This is a genomic window from Pseudomonas sp. 14P5.3.2 (genome assembly GCF_057799175.1).
In genome coordinates this window covers 40,166-59,025 of record NZ_JBYOKU010000024.1, presented here as the reverse complement: position 1 = coordinate 59,025, position 18,860 = coordinate 40,166, and the positions used below count along the sequence as shown (strand labels likewise).

At 59.6% G+C, this 18,860-nt stretch carries 13 protein-coding genes; 6 read left to right on the top strand and 7 right to left on the bottom strand.

Features of this window, described 5'->3' with window-relative positions:
- Window position 1 precedes the first annotated feature (1 nt).
- Together AC27VU_RS19190 and AC27VU_RS19185 are read right to left on the bottom strand one after the other, a co-directional pair.
- Window positions 2–3,607, bottom strand: coding sequence for a Tc toxin subunit A (locus AC27VU_RS19190; protein ID WP_488724672.1), 3,606 nt, complete (start codon window positions 3,605–3,607; stop codon window positions 2–4).
- Window positions 3,600–7,127 (bottom strand): Ig-like domain-containing protein, encoded by a 3,528-nt coding sequence (locus tag AC27VU_RS19185; protein ID WP_488724671.1) that lies wholly within the window; start codon window positions 7,125–7,127, stop codon window positions 3,600–3,602. The genes AC27VU_RS19190 and AC27VU_RS19185 overlap by 8 nt, the downstream gene beginning before the upstream one ends.
- Window positions 7,128–7,618: 491 nt before the next feature.
- On the opposite strand from AC27VU_RS19185, the gene AC27VU_RS19180 reads away from it, so the two are divergent.
- Window positions 7,619–7,993 carry a DUF6124 family protein gene (locus AC27VU_RS19180; protein WP_488724670.1) on the top strand — a complete coding sequence of 125 codons (375 nt, stop codon included), beginning with the start codon at window positions 7,619–7,621 and terminating at the stop codon, window positions 7,991–7,993.
- 147 nt (window positions 7,994–8,140) lie between these two features.
- On the opposite strand, the gene AC27VU_RS19175 is transcribed toward AC27VU_RS19180, so the two are convergent.
- Both AC27VU_RS19175 and AC27VU_RS19170 read right to left on the bottom strand, forming a co-directional pair.
- The gene (locus AC27VU_RS19175; protein WP_045122830.1) at window positions 8,141–8,500 is read right to left on the bottom strand and encodes a PilZ domain-containing protein; all 360 of its coding nucleotides are present in this window, start codon (window positions 8,498–8,500) and stop codon (window positions 8,141–8,143) included.
- Window positions 8,501–8,728: 228 nt separating this feature from the next.
- Window positions 8,729–9,115, bottom strand: coding sequence for a tetratricopeptide repeat protein (locus AC27VU_RS19170; protein ID WP_262143666.1), 387 nt, complete (start codon window positions 9,113–9,115; stop codon window positions 8,729–8,731).
- 172 nt (window positions 9,116–9,287) lie between these two features.
- On the opposite strand from AC27VU_RS19170, the gene pyk reads away from it, so the two are divergent.
- The 4 genes from pyk to AC27VU_RS19150 all read left to right on the top strand — a co-directional run bounded on the left by pyk (window position 9,288) and on the right by AC27VU_RS19150 (window position 13,667).
- Entirely contained in the window at window positions 9,288–10,739 is a 1,452-nt protein-coding gene (gene pyk, locus AC27VU_RS19165; RefSeq protein WP_003227610.1) for a pyruvate kinase, read from the top strand.
- A gap of 229 nt (window positions 10,740–10,968) precedes the next feature.
- Window positions 10,969–12,237 (top strand): NHL repeat-containing protein, encoded by a 1,269-nt coding sequence (locus tag AC27VU_RS19160; RefSeq protein WP_488724669.1) that lies wholly within the window; start codon window positions 10,969–10,971, stop codon window positions 12,235–12,237.
- Window positions 12,238–12,297: 60 nt separating this feature from the next.
- Window positions 12,298–12,696 carry a hypothetical protein gene (locus AC27VU_RS19155; RefSeq protein ID WP_488724668.1) on the top strand — a complete coding sequence of 133 codons (399 nt, stop codon included), beginning with the start codon at window positions 12,298–12,300 and terminating at the stop codon, window positions 12,694–12,696.
- The gene (locus tag AC27VU_RS19150) at window positions 12,678–13,667 is read left to right on the top strand and encodes a hypothetical protein (RefSeq protein ID WP_488724689.1); all 990 of its coding nucleotides are present in this window, start codon (window positions 12,678–12,680) and stop codon (window positions 13,665–13,667) included. Before AC27VU_RS19155 ends, AC27VU_RS19150 begins: the two co-directional genes overlap by 19 nt.
- A 169-nt stretch (window positions 13,668–13,836) precedes the next feature.
- Here AC27VU_RS19150 and AC27VU_RS19145 read toward each other — a convergent pair whose 3' ends face one another.
- From AC27VU_RS19145 to AC27VU_RS19135, 3 genes are all read right to left on the bottom strand, one after another.
- Window positions 13,837–14,586 (bottom strand): enoyl-CoA hydratase-related protein, encoded by a 750-nt coding sequence (locus tag AC27VU_RS19145; RefSeq protein ID WP_488724667.1) that lies wholly within the window; start codon window positions 14,584–14,586, stop codon window positions 13,837–13,839.
- 175 nt (window positions 14,587–14,761) lie between these two features.
- On the bottom strand, window positions 14,762–15,697 hold the full coding sequence (locus tag AC27VU_RS19140; protein ID WP_488724666.1) for an iron-sulfur-binding ferredoxin reductase: 936 nt from the start codon (window positions 15,695–15,697) through the stop codon (window positions 14,762–14,764).
- Window positions 15,690–16,796 (bottom strand): GGDEF domain-containing protein, encoded by a 1,107-nt coding sequence (locus tag AC27VU_RS19135; protein WP_003227615.1) that lies wholly within the window; start codon window positions 16,794–16,796, stop codon window positions 15,690–15,692. The genes AC27VU_RS19140 and AC27VU_RS19135 overlap by 8 nt, the downstream gene beginning before the upstream one ends.
- Before the next feature lie 521 nt (window positions 16,797–17,317).
- On the opposite strand from AC27VU_RS19135, the gene AC27VU_RS19130 reads away from it, so the two are divergent.
- The gene (locus AC27VU_RS19130) at window positions 17,318–18,841 is read left to right on the top strand and encodes a fumarate hydratase (RefSeq protein ID WP_003227616.1); all 1,524 of its coding nucleotides are present in this window, start codon (window positions 17,318–17,320) and stop codon (window positions 18,839–18,841) included.
- Window positions 18,842–18,860 lie beyond the last annotated feature (19 nt).

Genomic DNA, 18,860 nt, shown 5'->3' with positions numbered 1-18,860 from the left:
TTCATCGGGTGGTTGGCGCGAGGAACGTGATGGCGTCGAACTCGACCATCCTGTTGCTGGCATCGCTCAGGGCTGTAATCGTGAATTCTCCGCCGGTCGGGCTGGAGACAAAGACCCGCGTAACGCCCTGCGCATCGGTCTGACTCTGCACTGGCCGGAACACCAGAACCGCTGAAGGATCCTTGCTCTCGCCGTTCCAGCGCACCGGGCGATGGCGGCCGGGGTTTTGGTAGTTGTCGCGCAGGCTCGCATACAGCTCGACCTCCAGCCCTGCCGGCACCGGGTCCACGGGCACCTGAGCCATCATCGAAGGCGGGAAATCCAGGGTCGCGCTATCGTCGAGAACCTGCAGCGGCGGCGCCTGTTGGGCGTCGATCAGATCCAGCCAGAACAACGGCACCTCTCGCCCCATGACCTTGCCCGGCACGTAATCGACCTTCAGCACGCCGTCGGCATTGGTAGCGGAAGTCGCAACCGTGCCCAAAGTGGTCTGCCAATACACGTAGACCCCTTTCAACGCCTTGTCGGCAGCGTCCTTGAGCGTCACGGTCAGGACGATTTTGTCTGCCGGCTTGTTGGCCACCACCTCGGTCTTGTCGACGGTGCAGGTCATGCTGACGAGGGGTTCAGGCACTTCGTCAGCGAAAGACACCAGCGGGGTGCGCGTCTCCGAAATGCTCAGCAAGGCGCGCTCGGCGGCAATTGCATAAGCACTCTTGTCGACCGTTTCCGGCAGGGTTCCCAGCAGGAAAATCGTCAGGGCGTCCATGCCGCTGTGTTCGGCCAGGACGCGAATACGCATCAGCAAGTCGAGTTGGCTGAGGGTCTTCAGGATCGCGTCGTCCGCCCCCACGCGGCTGACACACTCACGCACTTCCTGCACGCTCCAGTCAAAGAACGCCGCGAGGCGCTGCACGGCCGCCTGCTGGGCCAGTCGCAGCGCATCTTCGCTGATGGAGCCGGGCAAGGCATGAACCTGGCGCAGATAGTCGAGGAGTTTGTCCGCCGGCTGCTGGCTCAGCTCGAACGCCCGGGTCAGCACGCTCAGGTAATACAGAGTGCGCATCGACAGCAGGTGACGGTCGTCCTGATCGATCCAGGCCTTGTGCCCGTATTGCAGAAAGTCTTCGAGCAGGCGCGCGCTCAGGTCCAGCTTGCTCACCACCGCACTGCGCCGTCGCAGATCGGCCAACAGGCTCAGCAACGGATCCGGCTGCTCCGAGGCACGTGCCTCCAGTGCTTCGCGCTCGGCGCGTTCGAGCACCTGCGACAACAACTGATACACCGAGGACTGCGCCCAGCTCAGCACCCGCAGTGCCCGCTCGGCATCAAGTCCGGTGTACACCGTCAGGCATTCCCGGGCGACCGAGACTTGTGCTTCCCGCGCCTGCAACAACACGTTCAGCATGCGCTCGCCAATACTCGCAAGCGTGTCGGCGTCGACCTCACCGAGCCCGTCCTTGATGGCCTGATCGAGTTTTTCCCGGGCAAAATTCAGGTAGTCCGCTTCGGGCAACGACGAATTGACGATCAGTCCGGAAGCGTCGACCAGGTCACCGAGAAAATGCAGCCAGTCCAGGCCTGGCTGCAAGGGCACCCCCGCCGCCTGCAACCCGGCATTGCTGAACAGTGCCGAAGGCAGCAGATTGCGCAGCTGCTCGAACAGGCTCCGCTCCGCCTCGGAGGCAACCGCCAATGCCTGAAGCGGCGATACCTGTTGCAATACCCATTGCACCGGCAGGTCGCGCTCCCTGCACCAGGACACGCAAGAGTGCAACGCATAAATCAGGTTGAGCGCGTCCGGAACACTATCGTTGTCACTGCGCTCGATGATGCGCGGTTTGCCTGCCAGCCCATTGAGCCAGTTCTCACCGCCCAGCAGGGTCAGCATCAGCCCCCCTTCGACCGGCGTAATACCGAGCAGCCGTGGCAATTTCACCAGGCGGTAGAAACTCGAAATCACCTCCGGGGTACGTGTGAGCTGGTCACCCAGCCCATGTGCCCGGGCAATGACCACCGCCAGATAAGCGTAGGTCTGCAGGTCGATGTTCAAGCCACTGCACAACTGGCTGACGGTCAGGTCGGTCACGCCTTGCCCCGGCAGCACGGTAAACAATCCGTTGTCCAGCAACAACGGCTGACGGTAGCTGCCCTGACTGTTGAAAGTACGGTCGAACAGCGAGAGCACCGGGCCACGGCCATAGAGCGACAGGTCATCGATAAACGCCGCAAAGTCCTCGGCCGGGCAGTCATAACGCTCGCGCAGTGACTGGAACAGGCCCACGGCATGCACCGTGTGGGTGGAAATCCACCAGGAGAATTGTGGCGGCTTACCGCGTTTTTCTGCGTTGATCGCCGCCACCAGCAGGGCATCGACCTGTTCGGGCGGCAAGCCCAGCCATTGATCCAGACGCAGTTTGCGGTTCATGCGTTCGTAGCGATCGATGCGGATCGGGTCCTCGGTCAGACGATGCGCAAACGTTGCGTCGTTGTAGTTGATGCTCAGCGCTGGAGATTCGGCAGCATTGAGATACACCGAACCGCTCAGCTGGCTCTCGTCACCCGCCAGTGGCGCGCTTGCGGCGTAGGTGACATGGGCCGAGCGTGTCGGGGCGAACTCGCGAATCGACAGCAAGGCCTCGAGGTCTTGCGCGCTCAGGCGGGTGCGTTCACCGAAAAACGGTACTTGATTGAGGTTCTGCCAATCCAAATTCCCCGCGCCAAAATTGTGCAGGTAATACGCCTCTCTCTCCTTCTCCACGTCCGGGGTGGGGGCTTGCGTCAGTAACTCACGCTGGTACGGCCCCAGCCGCGAGGCATGGCTCAGGGCCCGCCCGGCATCGTTGTCCCAGGCCTCGGGCTGTAGAAAATACGGATAGGCCAGATCCACCATGTGCGCAAAGTTGCCCACCGACATCCCCTGCTGACGGGCGGCGAAATCCAGCGTGACCCAATGCTGGTAATAAGGCAGGCCGTTGGGGTAGCGGGCGGTGATCAGTGCGTCTTCGAGATCCGTGTCCTTGTCCTTGTTTTCCTCGATGAACGTTTCCAGCACCGGCACGATGATGTCCAGCGCCGAGATCGACTGATGCACCGCACTGAAGTCGACCTGCAGACGCTTCAGGTCCTGGCGACGATCATGCAAATCCAACTTGCCCTCTTTAGCCTCGGCAAAGATCCAGTCCCGGATCCAGCGCAGCAACTCGATCAGATAGGCCACCGGCGATGCGATCGATTCCAGTGCCTGCGGCGGGCACAAATCGCCGAATCCGGGGCTGAACAGTTGCTCGAAACTCGGCCCGTTCACCATCGACAACAGCCCACTGTCAGGACGCGTGAGCTGGGTGGCCGAACCGCGCAACGTGTGTTCAATGAACTGGCGCCGCACGAACACCGCCAGGGCGTTGGCTCTGCGCAGAAACGCCTGGGCGTCCTCGGGCTGCAGCTGATAGTCCCGGACCAGCCCGCGCACGCCGCGCTCCACCAGCGGAAAAATCGAACCGCCGCTCTCAAGGTAAGTGGAAAGATCGGCGTAGGTCTTGCGCTGTTCGGCATCGAACACCTGCGACAGCAATTGTTCGACAGGGCGAATCACAGGCTCATTCATGGCCGGCTCCCGGTGGGGTTGCGATCTTGTCAAAACGTCCGCTCTCGACCCAGTCGGACAGGGTCGAGCCATCCGCGCCGTCGGTGACGGTCTGCTGGAAGCGGCACCAGTGGCCACCGGCGCGCAGGCCTTGTCCACCCTGGCTGCGCCAGCCTTGCGCGGTGACGGCGATGTTGGCGCTGAGAATCTGTCCGGGGTCGTACCAACTCACCACCTGCCCCACTCCCGCGCGGCCGGTGCCGGCCAACTCGAACTGTCCTGCAACCCAGGCGCCTGCCGCCGGCTCATCAATCCCGGGCAGATAAGTGCCAAGCAATACCGGGTGCGCAGCGGAAGCGTCCGACTCGTAGCCGTCGCGCGAAGAGACCGCTTGCAGGTTGTAGCGTCCAGCCGCCTGACTCAGCGCAAGCGTCAGCGTCCAGGTGCGATCCTCGAGCACCGGGGCGCTGCCCAGTACCGAGCCTTTGCTGTTCGTCAGCGACACCGTCACCGTGTCCTCCGGATCGCCGAACCCGGACACCACCACGCTGCGACCGACAAACGTGTCCCGACCCGGGCTTTCGATAAACGGTGCGGCCGGCACCACGCGGTAGGTGAGCGAAGGGCTGTCCTTCGACTCCCTGTTATCAAGGAATTGCCTGGCCTTGAGGGTGTAGGTGCCGACCGGCAGCACCACCTCGGCCTGCCATTGGCCCTCGGCACTGACCGGTATTTTATCGAGCAGCGGTTCCGGCACCCCTTCACGCCAGACCGACACCTGGCCATAGGGATCGCCGGTTCCCGAGAGCATGGCGGTGCGCGGCAGGGCCTGACCCGGTGCCGGCACCTCGATGACGGGCGGCAGCAGCACCACGTCGAAAGTGCGCACATCGCTGCGCGCTGAAGGCCGGTCGCCGATGGTTTGCGTGGCATCGATCTGGTAGGTGCGAAATTCCAGCCCGCTCAGTTCAACGAACCATGCACCGTGACTGGTCAGTTTTTTTGGCGCGCCCAATGCCCAACCGAACTGGGCATCGCGCAATTGCAAGGTGGCGCCATTGAACCCCTGTTCGCCACGCACGAGCAGGGTGCGACCGGCCTCGGTGTTTTCCGCAGGTTCGGTGATGAGCAGTTTTTCCGGACTGACCCGGAAGGTTTGCGAGGCCGCCGGCGAAGGGGTGCCGGCGACGGTCTGGATCACCGTGACGGTATGTTCCTTGTCCGGCGCAAACCCGGCCGGGCGTTTGAAGGTCCAGTTGCCACTGGCGCCATCGGGGTCATGCACGGTGGTGTCATCGCTGTAGGTCAGCCTCAGTACTGCGCCGGGCCAGCATCTGCCGGAGATTTTCGGCGACAGCCCGTCGTCCTCGATGACGCTGATCTGCGGCGCCACTAACGGCACGCTGATGCTCATCTCCACCGGATCGGATTCCAGGCTGCCGTTCTTCTGAACCACGAGCACGACCTTGGTCGTGTTCGGCTCCCAGGGGCTTGCAGGCCGCGTCGTCCAGTTCTGCGATGTTACCGTTGCCGGCGGCGCCAGCTGCGCACCGGTCACCTTGTCCGTGACCACCACCGTCGCCCCGTTGATGCCCTTGCCGGTGAGGATCGGGATGTAGTCAACAACGCTGAAGCGCAGGTCGAACGGTGCCGGGTAACGATCGATCTTGACCGGGTATTCCACCGGCTCCGACTCGGCGTTACCCAGTGTCTGCACAAACAGCACCGTGCGCGTCGAACCTGGCGTCCAGGGCGCATTGGCCGTGGTCGACCAGCCCTGAGCGGTGACCAACGCTGCCGGAGCCAGCGCCGTGCCGTCAGCTTTATCCTTCACCAGGACCGATGCCCCCGCTATGCCCTTTCCGTAGAAGGTCGGTCTGTATTCGTTCACGGTATGGGTAATGTCAGTGGGCGGCAGCAGCTTCGAGGAAGCGGTGAACCGATACGCCTGCGACAGGATATAGCCTCCAACGTTGTCCCAGACTTTTTGCACAGCCGTCAGCTCGTAGGTACCGATGGGCCAGTTCTGTGAAGTGGTTTTCCAGGTGCCTGCGGTCACAACCACGTCAGGTGGCGCTGTTGCACCTTGCGGGCCGCTCACGATCGTGATCCCGACCGTGGCGCCGGTGAAACCGGTACCTGAGAACTCGACGGTGGTGAGGGATGGGTAGGTGACGCTGACAGCCGTCAGTGCTGGAGGGCGGACTTTGAATGAATGGGGCAAACTGAACTCGGAGGCAACGCCGGACACTGTTTGCCGCGCGACAATGGTGAACGCTCCGGGCGGCATGTCCTGGATGAACGTTGTGACATTCCAGACCCCATTGGCACCTGCCGTGCCCTGGCCAATCCTGAATGAATGCTCGGCATCCTTGACGACTTCGACCATCGCGCCTGATACAGCCCTGCCCCCTGCTATCGGGCCTCTCGGATCGGTCACCGCACCTTCGGCCGGCGTCGTGATTGTCGGCCGCAGCAGCAACGTGAAGGATTGCACGGCGGTCCAGTCATTCATGTCACGGTGGCCAGCGGTCATTTCGACGCGTCCGCCGACAGGATAGTTGGCCTCGTTGAATCGGCCTTCCCATGAACCATCAGGTTGGACGACTGCCGTGGCGTGTAAAACGGCGCCCCCGGGTGTCATCACATCGATGACTTTGCCCCGAGTACCGCGCCCTTTGATCAGTAAGCCGTTGGCCAGGTTGAGCACTGCACCGTTTGCCGGGGACTCGATGCGGGGTGCCACGTACGGTGGGGCCACCCGGATGGTGACGGTGTTGGAGTTACCCGAATACTCTCCGCGAATGACCTGCTCGGCGTGGAAAGACAGGATATTGTCCGGCAGGCTGGTGGTGCCCCCCCAGGTTCCATCCTGCTCCACATTCAGCTCGCGGAATATGGTTTCAGTATTGTCGTACAGGTACTTCAGATGAATTCTGCCGCCAAAGAAGCCGTTTTTTCCGGCCACAGAGAACGGCATCGTCACTTCTGCGTTATTGGCGGGTACCTCGATGATCGGTTTCTGCGCCGGGTAAATATCCAGCCCCCAGCCTTCAGTCGGGCCCACGTCATTATCCCGCCCGTCATAGTCGACCCGGATTGCCAGGGTAACGCCAAAATCAGGAGGCCCGAGCGGGGAGTCGATATACACAACATAGTTATGCCATTCCTCGTCTTGTCGCATTTCGTCAGGGGAATTCTTGCGCACCCATGTGCCGGCCTGCAGGCCAAGATCTATGTTTGCCCTGTATACGGGGCCATATCGCGTGGTCATCCTGTAACGCAAGGTCCTCACATAGATCCGGTTGTTCTCGAACTGGTACTGGCAAACCATCTGAGTTTGCAGTGTCGGCACCCGCGGGTGGGTCTGGTAAAGCGTTGTTTCGACCGCTTGCGCCCAGAACACTTCGGAAAACTGCTCACCGTCGCCCTGCTCCCGGAGCGATCCGCCTTCCATTTCCGTGACCTGAGCAGCACTGATCTGAACTTTTTCGGCATCCAGCCAGGTACTGCCTTTTTCGTCGTCAAGCGTGTCGTTCATGTCAGCAGTGCTCCGGGCAATCAGTCGCTCACGTTGTGGGATCAACATACGTGCGCTGATTGCGTGTCACCACTGTCAGAACTGACAGTTGAAAAGATCAAATACGTCTAAAAAAACGTTGGTTGCTCACCAAAATAGCTAACGCTTGCCACGCCCTACTTCGACACGCGCAGCAAACTACAACGCCTTGCGCCTTTGCCTACAGATCCGCCAGAATCCGCCGGCTTGTGCGCTCTGGTGATGCCCCGTAACGTGGTCCGTGCCGCTGCCAATCAGTGGTCGGGTTTAGTCGCCCGGGGGGTATACGAATGTGCATAAGCGTCATCAAGTCGGGTATTCCCTATCCCCGCACTCGATGGTGGCTGTTCGCAGGGCGCCCTCGGGCGCGCCGGTATTTCGTATGCCTCCCGGTCGACTAACCTGCTTACAGCCGCCACCCTAATTCGTTTAGTCGCGAATCGGTCGTGGCCCGACTTAGAGGCAATACGATCATGTTCAAAGCAACCCCTAATCCGCCCGAAACAAATCCGGCTGATACCTCCCCCTACCAATCCCCCGATTCAAAAAAGCTCCACGAAGCCGCCGAGCGTGCCCTCGATCACTACCTCAAACCTGAACCGCCCTCGCGCAATTCCGTGGATCGCGGCATGCAGATGTTCCGCGTTGCCCCCGACCTCAATCCCGAAGCCATCGCCATCCAGACCTACGAAACCTTTTCGTCGGTGAGCATTCTGCTGCTGGATCTGGCGGACAGCCTGGAAGACAAACCACGGCATCTGGCAATGGCGATTTATCAGTTGAGCGAGATGGGGTTGTTGCTGGCGGAAAAGACGCTGGACAGTGAGCGGGCGATTGCTCTGGGTTAGCCTATAGACAGATGTTGTCTGTGCTGACGCCTTCGCGGGCAAGCCCGCTCCCACAGGGATTGGCGGTGTGTACACCTCCTGTGATCAACACCGGACACTGTGGGAGCAGGCTTGCCCGCGATGGCAATAGAGAGAGCACCGCAGACGTCAGGCAGACGCCGGCAGAGGCTGAAAACTGAAGTACTGCTTCAATGCCCGCACCAGTTGCGCATATTCCGGGGGCGGGCGCTGCAGGCTGAACCCGGCGTCGTAATGCAGGGGGGTCGCGTCTTCGTGGCACCACAGGCAGCACGCATTGAGGTCGATCACCTGTTGGCAACCATCGCTGGCGGGGATTTTCAGACGCAGATGGAATTCGGCACCGATCATCATCGGCAACTGGCTGATGAGCATCAGCCCGTCTTCAGACACGTTGCCCAGAAAGCCGATGGGTTTGTCGGTGACGCTGTTGAACACTCTGAGGAAGTACGGCAACTGATGCCGTTCGATTCGGCGGTCGGTAAACATGCGCAGTTCGCCATGCAAGGCTCCATCACAGAGCCGCACCTTTGCTTCGGAACGCGCCTGTATGGCAGCCGCGCTCTCCCCGCTTCCGGTGGGATGGTCGCCAATACGCCATCGCCTCAACAACGACCAGTCGCAGGTGTTGCCCCGGTTCAAAGTCAGGCTCCGAACCGGATCACTGGACTATAGCTCAGCTTGTACAACAGGCCAGATTTTGTATGACAACCACCATCAGAAACGCTGTGCCGGTACCACCGCTGCCGAACTGCGGGTCGGATAATGGCCCAGGCTCTGCAGGGTTTCCAGGCGCGCACGGGCGCGGAAGGCGTATTCGCTGGTAGGGTACGAGGCGATGATGAACTGGTAGGTCTGCGCCGCGTCGATGTACATTTTTTGCCGTTCCAGGCATTGGCCGCGCATCATCGACACTTCCGGCCACACATAAGGACGCGCCCGGCTGTCGCGTTCGACCTTGGACAGTTCGAGCATCACCTGCTCGCAATTGCCCCGGTCATAGGCGCTGTAGGCGTTGTTCAGATGGTGGTTCATCGCCCAACGGGTACATCCCGAGGCGGCAAGGGCGCTGAGGGCAAGGGCGGCAATGGGCAACAATCGCATGGGGGTTCTCCTGTCTTGAGTTCTGTATCGACCCCTGGTCGGAAATCTTCAGGCGCGTTTGTCCCAAAGTTGCCACGTTCAATAAAGAAAACGATAAGTAGTGCATTCGAACAATGACTACACCCTCGGAGCATAGTAGCCTTCGCTGGCGCTTGAACTCAGGAGTCTTTGCATGTCCGTCCGTCGTACCAAAATCGTCGCTACCCTTGGCCCGGCCAGTAACTCGCCGGAAGTTCTCGAACAGCTGATTCTGGCTGGTCTGGACGTCGCCCGTCTGAACTTCTCCCACGGCACCCCCGACGAGCACAAGGCTCGCGCGAAGCTGGTGCGTGACCTCGCCGCCAAGCACGGCCGCTTCGTCGCCCTGCTGGGTGACCTGCAAGGCCCGAAAATCCGTATCGCCAAATTCGCCAACAAGCGCATCGAGCTGAAGATCGGTGACAAGTTCACCTTCTCCACCAGCCATCCGCTGACCGAAGGCAACCAGCAAGTGGTCGGCATCGACTACCCGGATCTGGTGAAAGACTGCGGCGTGGGCGACGAGCTGCTGCTCGACGACGGCCGCGTGGTCATGCGCGTCGAAACCGCCACCGCTACCGAACTGCACTGCGTCGTGACCATCGGCGGCCCGCTGTCCGACCACAAAGGCATCAACCGTCGCGGTGGCGGCCTGACCGCGCCGGCCCTGACTGAAAAAGACAAGGCCGACATCAAGCTCGCCGCCGAAATGGAAGTCGACTACCTCGCGGTGTCCTTCCCGCGTGACGCGGCCGACATGAACTACGCCCGTCAACTGCGCGACGAAGCCGGCGGCACTGCCTGGCTGGTGGCGAAGATCGAACGCGCCGAAGCCGTGGCCGATGACGAAACCCTCGACGGTCTGATCAAGGCTTCCGACGCAGTGATGGTTGCCCGTGGTGACCTCGGTGTGGAAATCGGCGACGCCGAGCTGGTGGGCATTCAGAAGAAGATCATTCTGCACGCACGCCGCCACAACAAAGCGGTGATCGTCGCGACCCAGATGATGGAGTCGATGATCCAGAACCCGATGCCGACCCGCGCCGAAGTGTCCGACGTGGCCAACGCCGTGCTCGACTACACCGACGCCGTGATGCTCTCGGCCGAATCCGCTGCCGGTCTGTACCCGCTGGAAGCCGTGCAGGCGATGGCGCGTATCTGCGTCGGCGCTGAAAAGCACCCGACCAGCAAGACTTCCAGCCACCGTATCGGCAAGGAATTCGAGCGCTGCGACGAAAGCATCGCCCTGGCGACCATGTACACCGCCAACCACTTCCCGGGCGTGAAAGCGATCATCGCGTTGACTGAAAGCGGCTACACCCCGCTGATCATGTCGCGTATCCGTTCTTCGGTGCCGATCTACGCGTTCACCCCGCACCGCGAAGCCCAGGCTCGCGCAGCGATGTTCCGTGGCGTGTACACCGTGCCATTCGACCCGGCCTCGCTGGCGCCGAACGAAGTCAGCCAGAAGGCAATCGACGAGCTGGTCAAGCGCGGCGTTGTGGAAAAAGGCGACTGGGTCATCCTGACCAAGGGCGACAGCTACCACACCACCGGCGGCACCAACGGCATGAAAATCCTGCACGTGGGCGACCCACAGGTCTGAGTGATTCGCTGAAAAAACAAAGCCCCGGCATGTGAGTGCCGGGGCTTTTTTATTACCCGCTACCACCTGCTGGGCGGACCTGCAACTGTCAGACCTGACAGTTGTGCCGGTGACGCTGGAAGCTTTTAATCGAACCTCGTCCGATCATTAATCTTCAGAGTTTTTACGCTTTTCTATCGTGCGATGAGCTGACGACCTGCTTTTTCTGCAATTGCACGAGGTCGAAAAAATGACTAGTCAAAAAACCTACGGCGGGATGCTCGATACCGATTTCGGCGACAGCGGGATTGTGACGATAGTCAACGGAAATCCGGACTACGGAACTATCCATATCAAACAACTGCTGGCAAAGGATTCCTGGATCTATTTCGGCGGGCATTCCTCCAAAGGAAATTCCAGCTACTTCACCCTGGGCCGTCTGGATCTAAATGGCGATCCTGATCTTGATTATGGCGAGAACGGTTTATTCCAACACCCGCTTCCCGAGTTTGCCGGCCTTTCCTCGTTTGCTTTGCAAGATGGCAGGATTATCGTTCACGCCACATCTACATCGTCTATTTCTACCAATTTTTCTTATTTTTACCGATTGGAAGAAAATGGATCACTGGATAAAACGTTTGGCGAAGATGGCCAAGTCTGTCTGGAACTCGGTTCGCTTTCCTCGCAACCAATTGAAGTTCTGGAAAGCTCTGCCGCTGACCAGACGGGTATGGTGATCTTGCGTGACGGCAAGATTCTCACTATTCATTACTATGGATGGATCATACGCCTGACGCCAGAGGGAGCTCCGGACAAAACATTCTCCCCTACAGGCTTTATCCATATCAAAAACCCTCATAATCCAACGAGTCTGTTGCAGAGCTTGCTGGTTGACGATAAGCAAGAGAAATATGTGGTTGGAGGCTTGACGCTCGCTGCATCAACTCACCATGCCATGCTTGCCTGTTTGCACAAGAATGGCGAGCCCGATAATTCGTTTGGCAAGTTGCAAAACGGTTTTGTGGTGTTCGATGTGCGGGATTCAACTTTCGAACAACTTGTCCGACAGAACAATGGACGGATTCTCGGCGTTGGTAAAGCGGGCGCGTTTCCAGATATTAAAGCGTTGCTGATCAGCTCCGAGCCCAATGGTGAACCGAACATTCAATTCCATCAGGGTCGACCGTTGCTGACGGCCCTGGCCAAGGAAACACAGTGGGAGGCCGGCGCATTTCAAGAGGACGGCCGGTCTGTCGTCGTGGGGTCGACAGGCACTTTCATGCCCATGACTCACCAGCTTGTCGTAGCCCGCTTTAACGGCAACGGGACACTGGATGCCGACTTTGCCAATGGAGAGGGTTACGTCAAACAAACTCTACCAACCGATGGAAAAGGAAGGTATATCGCGAGAATTGCCTTGCAACCCGTTGATGGAAAAATCCTCGTGAGTGCCATTCCCTTAGTCCCCAACAACGAGAATCCTGGAAATCCAGTGATCTTGCGGTACTTGCCTGACTGAAGGGCGATGCCCTGAGTAATTCCGGTAAACATTGTTGCTCCTCATCTCAAGGAAATGGCCATGACTTCCCAACAGTCGAGTTCCTCACTTATGTCCGGCAAGCTTGATCCTGAATTTGGTGAAGACGGATTCAAGTATCTGACTTCACCGCTTCCTGACTATCCGAAATACCATTCAACCGTGGTCACGGTCGGGCCTGATGACATGATTTACGTCGCTGGCGAGGCGTACGGCGACCATGGCGCGTTCTACACGGTCACCCGTCTTGATCAGCGTGGCGCTATCGACGAGAGTTTCGGCAACAACGGGTTTTTCTATAGCCAAACTATTGGCACTCATCGAGCCGACCTTCTCGCTGAGCAAATTGCTTTCTCAGAAGGAAAAATCCTGGTGAGCGGAGAAATGGTTACTACAACGAAGGTCCGAGATACGACAAAACCATCATCCGTCTTAATTTGAACGGCACCATTGATGAGACATTTGGCGAAAAAGGAGCGTTCATTTTCTATACCCCTGACGTCAGTGAGGACTCATCAAACAAAGACGCTTACAATGAAAAACGTCAGAAAATCGCCGACTCGAGATTACTCAAACATACCCAATCGAATACAACTACACCTTCCACTTCCAATTCAATAATGCTTGCCGATGGACGTCTTTTGTTACTCCATGACTCTGGCTCTTTCTTCAAAGGCTGCAGCTTTATAATCCGAGTCACCCAAGATGGAAAACTTGACACAACATTTAATAAAACCGGCTTTATCAAAGTCGCTCATGACAAGTTTAATTTTACTGTGCTTAGAAGCCTCACGATCACCAGTACAGGCGACTACATTAGTGCCGGCGTCGTCAGGCACGAGTACGGGGGCATCCCTGAAGCCATTATTCTGGTAAAACACGATAAAGAGGGGCAACTGATCACTGACTTTCAAACGGACGGATTCAAGTTAATAAAACCCAGCAATACAACCAGCTACTTCACTCTTTCAAGCACGACAAATCAAACCAACAATCGCATCCTCTGTCTGGGTGCGAAAGTTGAAAGAGGCTCGACCAGCCATGAGGGCTTATTAATCAGCCTCGAAGAAAATGGCCACACCAACATTCAATTCAACGGCGGAGAACCCGTTTTTTTCCGGATCAATTCAAAAGACACTTACTTCTCCAAAGCAGACTTTCTTTCTAGTGGAAAGTTTCTGGTTACAGGAATTACAAAAAAAGGCACCCTGAACCATTATGCGGTTACTCGCTTTTTAGCCAACGGCGCTCACGATAAAGAATATGGCAATGGGGGCTGGTTTGAATACAGAGAAACAATAGTTCCTGCCTACGACAGTACAGTTATTTCTCATGAAAAAATCATAATGTCTTCATTCCCCGAAGATGGTGATTTGGGCAGACGTCCTATTGCACGCGGATTAATGTCTTGACTCATCAAAGCCCCGGCATGTGAATGCCGGGGCTTTTTGCATTCTGATCCTGAAGATGTGTTGGCTGATTCAATGCTATCGCGAGCAGGCTCACTCCTACATTTGAAATGCGTTCCCCCTGTAGGAGTGAGCCTGCTCGCGATGAGGACAGTACAGCCACCCGAAGATCTCAATGGCGTTTGATAAACCCGGTCAACGCCGCCAATGCCTCCGGCGAGCGCAAGCGTTGGGTGAACAACATGCCCTCCTCCTCGATCACTTTACGGATCAACTCGCGCTCCGGCGCTTTCAGCAATTGCTTGCTGATACGCACCGCCTCTGCGGGCAGTTCATCGAAGCGCATGGCCATTTCCCGCGCCTTGCTCAATGCCGCTTCACCGCTGCCCAATGACTCGGTGGCAATGCCCCACTGCGCCGCCTGTTCACCGCTGAAACCCTCGCCGAGCAGCAACAGCTCTGCCGCTTTGGCATGCCCGAGCAACCGCGGCAGGATCAGGCTGGAGCCGAACTCCGGGCACAGCCCCAGATTGACGAACGGCATACGCAGCCGTGCATCGCGGCTGACATAAACCAGATCGCAATGCAGCAACAACGTGGTGCCGATGCCCACCGCTGCCCCAGCCACCGCGGCGATCACCGGTTTGCGGCATTCGAGCAGGTTGAGCATGAAGTGGAACACCGGGCTATCGAGGTCGCTCGGCGGTTGCTGGATGAAGTCGGCGATGTCGTTGCCGGCAGTGAAGCACTCGGCGCTGCCGGTGATCAGCACGGCGTTGATTTCAGGATCGTTGTCGGCCTGCTGCAAGGCCTCGGCGAGGCGACTGTACATCGCGCGGGTCAGGGCGTTTTTCTTGTCCGGGCGGTTGAGGCGCAGGGTGAGCAAACCGCGTTCGCGTTCCAGCAGGATGGCTTCGGTCATGGCGTGTCTCAACATGGCTGGTTACAAGGTTCATCTGTGGCGAGGGAGCTTGTCGGATCGCCGCACCGTCCCGCTTGAGTGCGCAGCGCTCACAGGCTTTTGGGGCCGCTGCGCGGCCTAGCGGGAGCAAGCTCCCTCGCCACAGAAGCGCCCTCAACCAGAGAAGGATCTGCGCTCAACCGCGGGCCAGAAACACATCCGCCAGCAGTTGATTGCGCGGCAGTCCGGCCAGGTACAGACGTTTGGCAAAGGCGTCGACACTGGCGCTTGAGCCGCAGACTAAGGCCAGGGTCTGCCGGGAAACAAGGCGCAGTTGCGCCAAAGCGGCGGCTGAGTCGGCCGCCGTCCACAGCTCGACGCTAAGGTTTTCGCGCTGCGCGGCAAGCGCTGCCAGGGGTTTGGCCAGATAGTGCTCGCGCGTGTCATGGGCCAGGTGAATGACACGGATGGCGCCTTGGTGATCCTGACGCAAGGCTTCGCGCAGCACGCCGAACAATGGCCCCAGCCCGGTGCCGGCCGCCAGCAACCACAGCGGTCGGGTGTGCCAGTCCGGGTCGTAATGCAGCGCGCCGCCGCGCAGTTCACCGAGGCGGATCGGATCGCCGATCTGCAGGCGCCGCGCCGCATCGCTGAATTCGCCGGGCTGGCGACAGTCGAGGTGAAATTCGAGAAAGCGCTCTTCCTGCGGCAGGCTCGCCAGCGAATAGGGTCTGGCGATGTGGTTGATCCACAACACCAGATGCTGCCCGGCGGCATAGCGCAGCGGACGTTGCGGAGTCAGGCGCAAACGCAGAACGTTGTCGCTGAGCCAGTCCAGCGCCTCGACCACCGCCGGGCGCCCGTCGCTGATCGGGTCGAAGGTGTGCACCTGCAGGTCTTCTGTGACCTGACACTGACAGGCCAGCCGCCAGCCCTCCTGACGCTGTTCGGCGCTCAGGGCATCCGGGCGGCTGTCGGCGGGCAGGCCGTTCACGCACTGCACCAGGCAGGCATGGCAACTGCCGGCGCGGCAGCTGTAAGGCACCGCGACGCCGTTCTGGTTAAGGGCGTCGAGCAGATTGCTGCCCGCCGCCACCGACCATTGCCGGTCACCGACCCGAAGTTCAGGCATCCACGTTCTCCCACGCCGCCGCACAGCGATTGCGCCCGTCGCGCTTGGCCCGGTACAGCGCCTGATCGGCGCGCTGCAAGGCGTCGTCCAGATCATCGCCCAGTTCCAGCAGGGTCATGCCCGCCGACAGGCTGAGGTTGCGCACGTTCAGGCCCACCAGTTCAACGTCGGTAAAAGCAATGCGCAGGCGTTCACAACAGGCCGTCAGGCGTTCGGCATCGCAGTCGGGCAGCAACACCACGAACTCCTCGCCACCGTAACGCGCCAGCACGTCGCCGTCACGCAGGCAGGCACCCGCCACGCCGGCGAACGCCTGCAACACTTGGTCGCCGGCGGCATGGCCGTGCAGATCGTTGATGCGCTTGAAGTGATCGAGGTCGATCAGCGCCAGACCATGCACCACGCCCGGCTCCATCTCATCCAGTTCACGTGAGGCCAGGCGCAGAAAATGCCGACGATTGAACAGTCCGGTCAGCTCGTCGGTGGCCACCAGGTCTTCGAGCTGGCGCATCATCCCGCGCAGGGTGTCTTGGTGCGCCTGCAAGGCAAACCGGCGCTGGCGCATGCGTTGCCGTGAAACCTGAACGAAGCGTGCGTAAATCACCAGCCACGCCAGCACCATCGCCAGAATGCACACCTGCAACGCCGCCAGCGCCGGATCCGGCAGACGGAAGTGATAGCCATCCCAAAGGGTGATTGCACAAAAACTGAAGAACACCAGCAGCGCACAGCGAATGAACGCGCGCCGGGATAAATGGAACAGACCGAACAGCAGGATCAGCACGTAGAACACCAGAAACGCGCCGCGTGCTTCATCCAGGTGAGCGATCAGCCAGGTCTGCCAGCCGAGCCCGAGCAACACTTGCGCTTCGGTCATGCTGGGGTCGGAAAAACGCAGGTTGCGCCCGGACCAGAACAGCGCAAACAGCGTGGCCTGGCAGATGACCACCAACGCGCTGCCGATGGCCACGCTGTTCAACGATTGCGGGTAATGCCCGGTAAAAAACGCCAGCCACAGCAGCAGCAAAGCCAATCCGTAAGTGGCGGCAGCGAGGGCAAAGCGCTTGAGCAAAAGGCGTTGAATGGCGTTATGGGTCAATCGTTGACTCACCGTGCGATAGGAGGCTGACCGAGTGTCCTACTCTACAGACCGGATGCCACTTTAGAGGGGCGGTCGATAAATGACCACCGATTTTCGGGCTCGAAAATTGACGTCAAAAGTGTGGCCTCAAAAGCCCCTCACCCTAGCCCTCTCCCCGAGGGAGAGGGAACTGACCGCATTGTTTATTTGAGATACGCCGACCTGATACATCATGCCGAACTCAGGTTTTGAATTCGCCACAAATCGGCTCCCTTCCCCCCTCTCCCCCTTGGGGGAGAGGGCTGGGGTGAGGGGGTGGGTATTGAAGTGCAAACCCGATGTTCGATATTCGCCCAACCATGCGACCAACGAATGACTGCCGACGCGTGTATGCCCCGAAGAGGCGCGGTATACTGCCGCGCCTTTTTAGCGTCGCGCCAGCAGCCCCGGCGTGCCTTGAAAGGTGCTTGCAACCGACCGATGCACCCAAGCTGCAAGCACCTTATTGAATGTTCCCGTCTTTTAGAGGAGCGCGACTCATGACCGTGATCAAGCAAGATGACCTGATTCAGAGCGTTGCCGACGCCCTGCAATTCATTTCCTACTACCACCCCGTGGACTTCATCCAGGCGATGCACGAAGCCTACCTGCGCGAAGAATCGCCAGCGGCCCGTGATTCGATCGCGCAGATCCTGATCAACTCGCGCATGTGCGCCACCGGCCACCGGCCGATCTGCCAGGACACCGGCATCGTCACCGTGTTCGTGCGGGTGGGCATGGACGTACGTTGGGATGGCGCGACCATGAGCCTGGACGACATGATCAACGAAGGCGTGCGCCGCGCCTACAACCTGCCGGAAAACGTCCTGCGTGCCTCGATCCTCGCCGACCCGGCGGGCGCTCGCAAAAACACCAAGGACAACACCCCGGCGGTCATCCACTACTCCATCGTCCCGGGTAACACCGTGGAAGTGGACGTGGCGGCCAAGGGCGGCGGTTCCGAGAACAAGTCGAAAATGGCCATGCTCAACCCGTCCGACTCGATCGTTGACTGGGTGCTGAAAACCGTTCCGACCATGGGCGCCGGCTGGTGCCCACCGGGCATGCTGGGCATCGGTATCGGCGGCACCGCCGAGAAAGCCGCGGTCATGGCCAAGGAAGTGTTGATGGAGTCCATCGACATTCACGAACTGAAAGCCCGTGGCCCGCAGAACCGCATCGAAGAGATCCGTCTGGAGCTGTTCGAGAAGGTCAACCAACTGGGCATCGGCGCCCAGGGCCTCGGTGGCCTGACCACCGTGCTCGACGTGAAGATCATGGACTACCCGACCCACGCCGCCTCCCTGCCGGTGTGCATGATCCCGAACTGCGCCGCCACCCGTCACGCGCACTTCGTGCTCGACGGTACCGGCCCGGCCTCGCTGGAAGCGCCATCGCTGGACGCCTACCCGGAAATCGTCTGGGAAGCCGGCCCGTCGGCCCGTCGCGTCAACCTCGACACCCTGACCCCGGAAGAAGTGCAGAGCTGGAAGCCGGGCGAAACCGTCCTGCTCAACGGCAAGATGCTCACCGGTCGCGACGCGGCGCACAAGCGCATGGTCGAGATGCTGAACAAGGGCGAAACCCTGCCGGTGGATCTGAAAGGTCGCTTCATCTACTACGTCGGCCCGGTTGATCCGGTCGGTGACGAAGTGGTTGGCCCGGCAGGTCCGACTACCGCGACGCGGATGGACAAGTTCACCCGGCAGATCCTCGAGCAGACCGGTCTGCTGGGCATGATCGGCAAGTCCGAGCGTGGCCCGACCGCGATCGAAGCGATCAAGGACAACAAGGCCGTGTACCTGATGGCCGTGGGCGGCGCCGCTTACCTGGTGGCCCAGGCGATCAAGAAGTCCAAGGTGCTGGCGTTCGCCGAGCTGGGCATGGAAGCGATCTACGAGTTCGAGGTCAAGGACATGCCGGTCACTGTCGCGGTGGACAGCAACGGTGAGTCGGTACACATCACCGGCCCGGCGATCTGGCAACAGAAGATCGCCGAAAGCCTAGCGGTAGAAGTGCAGTAAGCGCTTCGCAGCCGTGAAA

Bases quoted from the DNA above. Each gene is read 5' to 3' on its own strand.
- AC27VU_RS19185 (WP_488724671.1), bottom strand. From the start codon at position 7,127: ATGAACGACACGCTTGACGACGAAAAAGGCAGTACCTGGCTGGATGCC.
- AC27VU_RS19140 (WP_488724666.1), bottom strand. From the start codon at position 15,697: ATGCCTGAACTTCGGGTCGGTGACCGGCAATGGTCGGTGGCGGCGGGC.
- pyk (WP_003227610.1), top strand. From the start codon at position 9,288: ATGTCCGTCCGTCGTACCAAAATCGTCGCTACCCTTGGCCCGGCCAGT.
- AC27VU_RS19175 (WP_045122830.1), bottom strand. From the start codon at position 8,500: ATGTTTACCGACCGCCGAATCGAACGGCATCAGTTGCCGTACTTCCTC.
- AC27VU_RS19145 (WP_488724667.1), bottom strand. From the start codon at position 14,586: ATGACCGAAGCCATCCTGCTGGAACGCGAACGCGGTTTGCTCACCCTG.
- AC27VU_RS19155 (WP_488724668.1), top strand. From the start codon at position 12,298: ATGACTTCCCAACAGTCGAGTTCCTCACTTATGTCCGGCAAGCTTGAT.
- AC27VU_RS19130 (WP_003227616.1), top strand. From the start codon at position 17,318: ATGACCGTGATCAAGCAAGATGACCTGATTCAGAGCGTTGCCGACGCC.
- AC27VU_RS19180 (WP_488724670.1), top strand. From the start codon at position 7,619: ATGTTCAAAGCAACCCCTAATCCGCCCGAAACAAATCCGGCTGATACC.
- AC27VU_RS19160 (WP_488724669.1), top strand. From the start codon at position 10,969: ATGACTAGTCAAAAAACCTACGGCGGGATGCTCGATACCGATTTCGGC.
- AC27VU_RS19190 (WP_488724672.1), bottom strand. From the start codon at position 3,607: ATGAATGAGCCTGTGATTCGCCCTGTCGAACAATTGCTGTCGCAGGTG.
- AC27VU_RS19170 (WP_262143666.1), bottom strand. From the start codon at position 9,115: ATGCGATTGTTGCCCATTGCCGCCCTTGCCCTCAGCGCCCTTGCCGCC.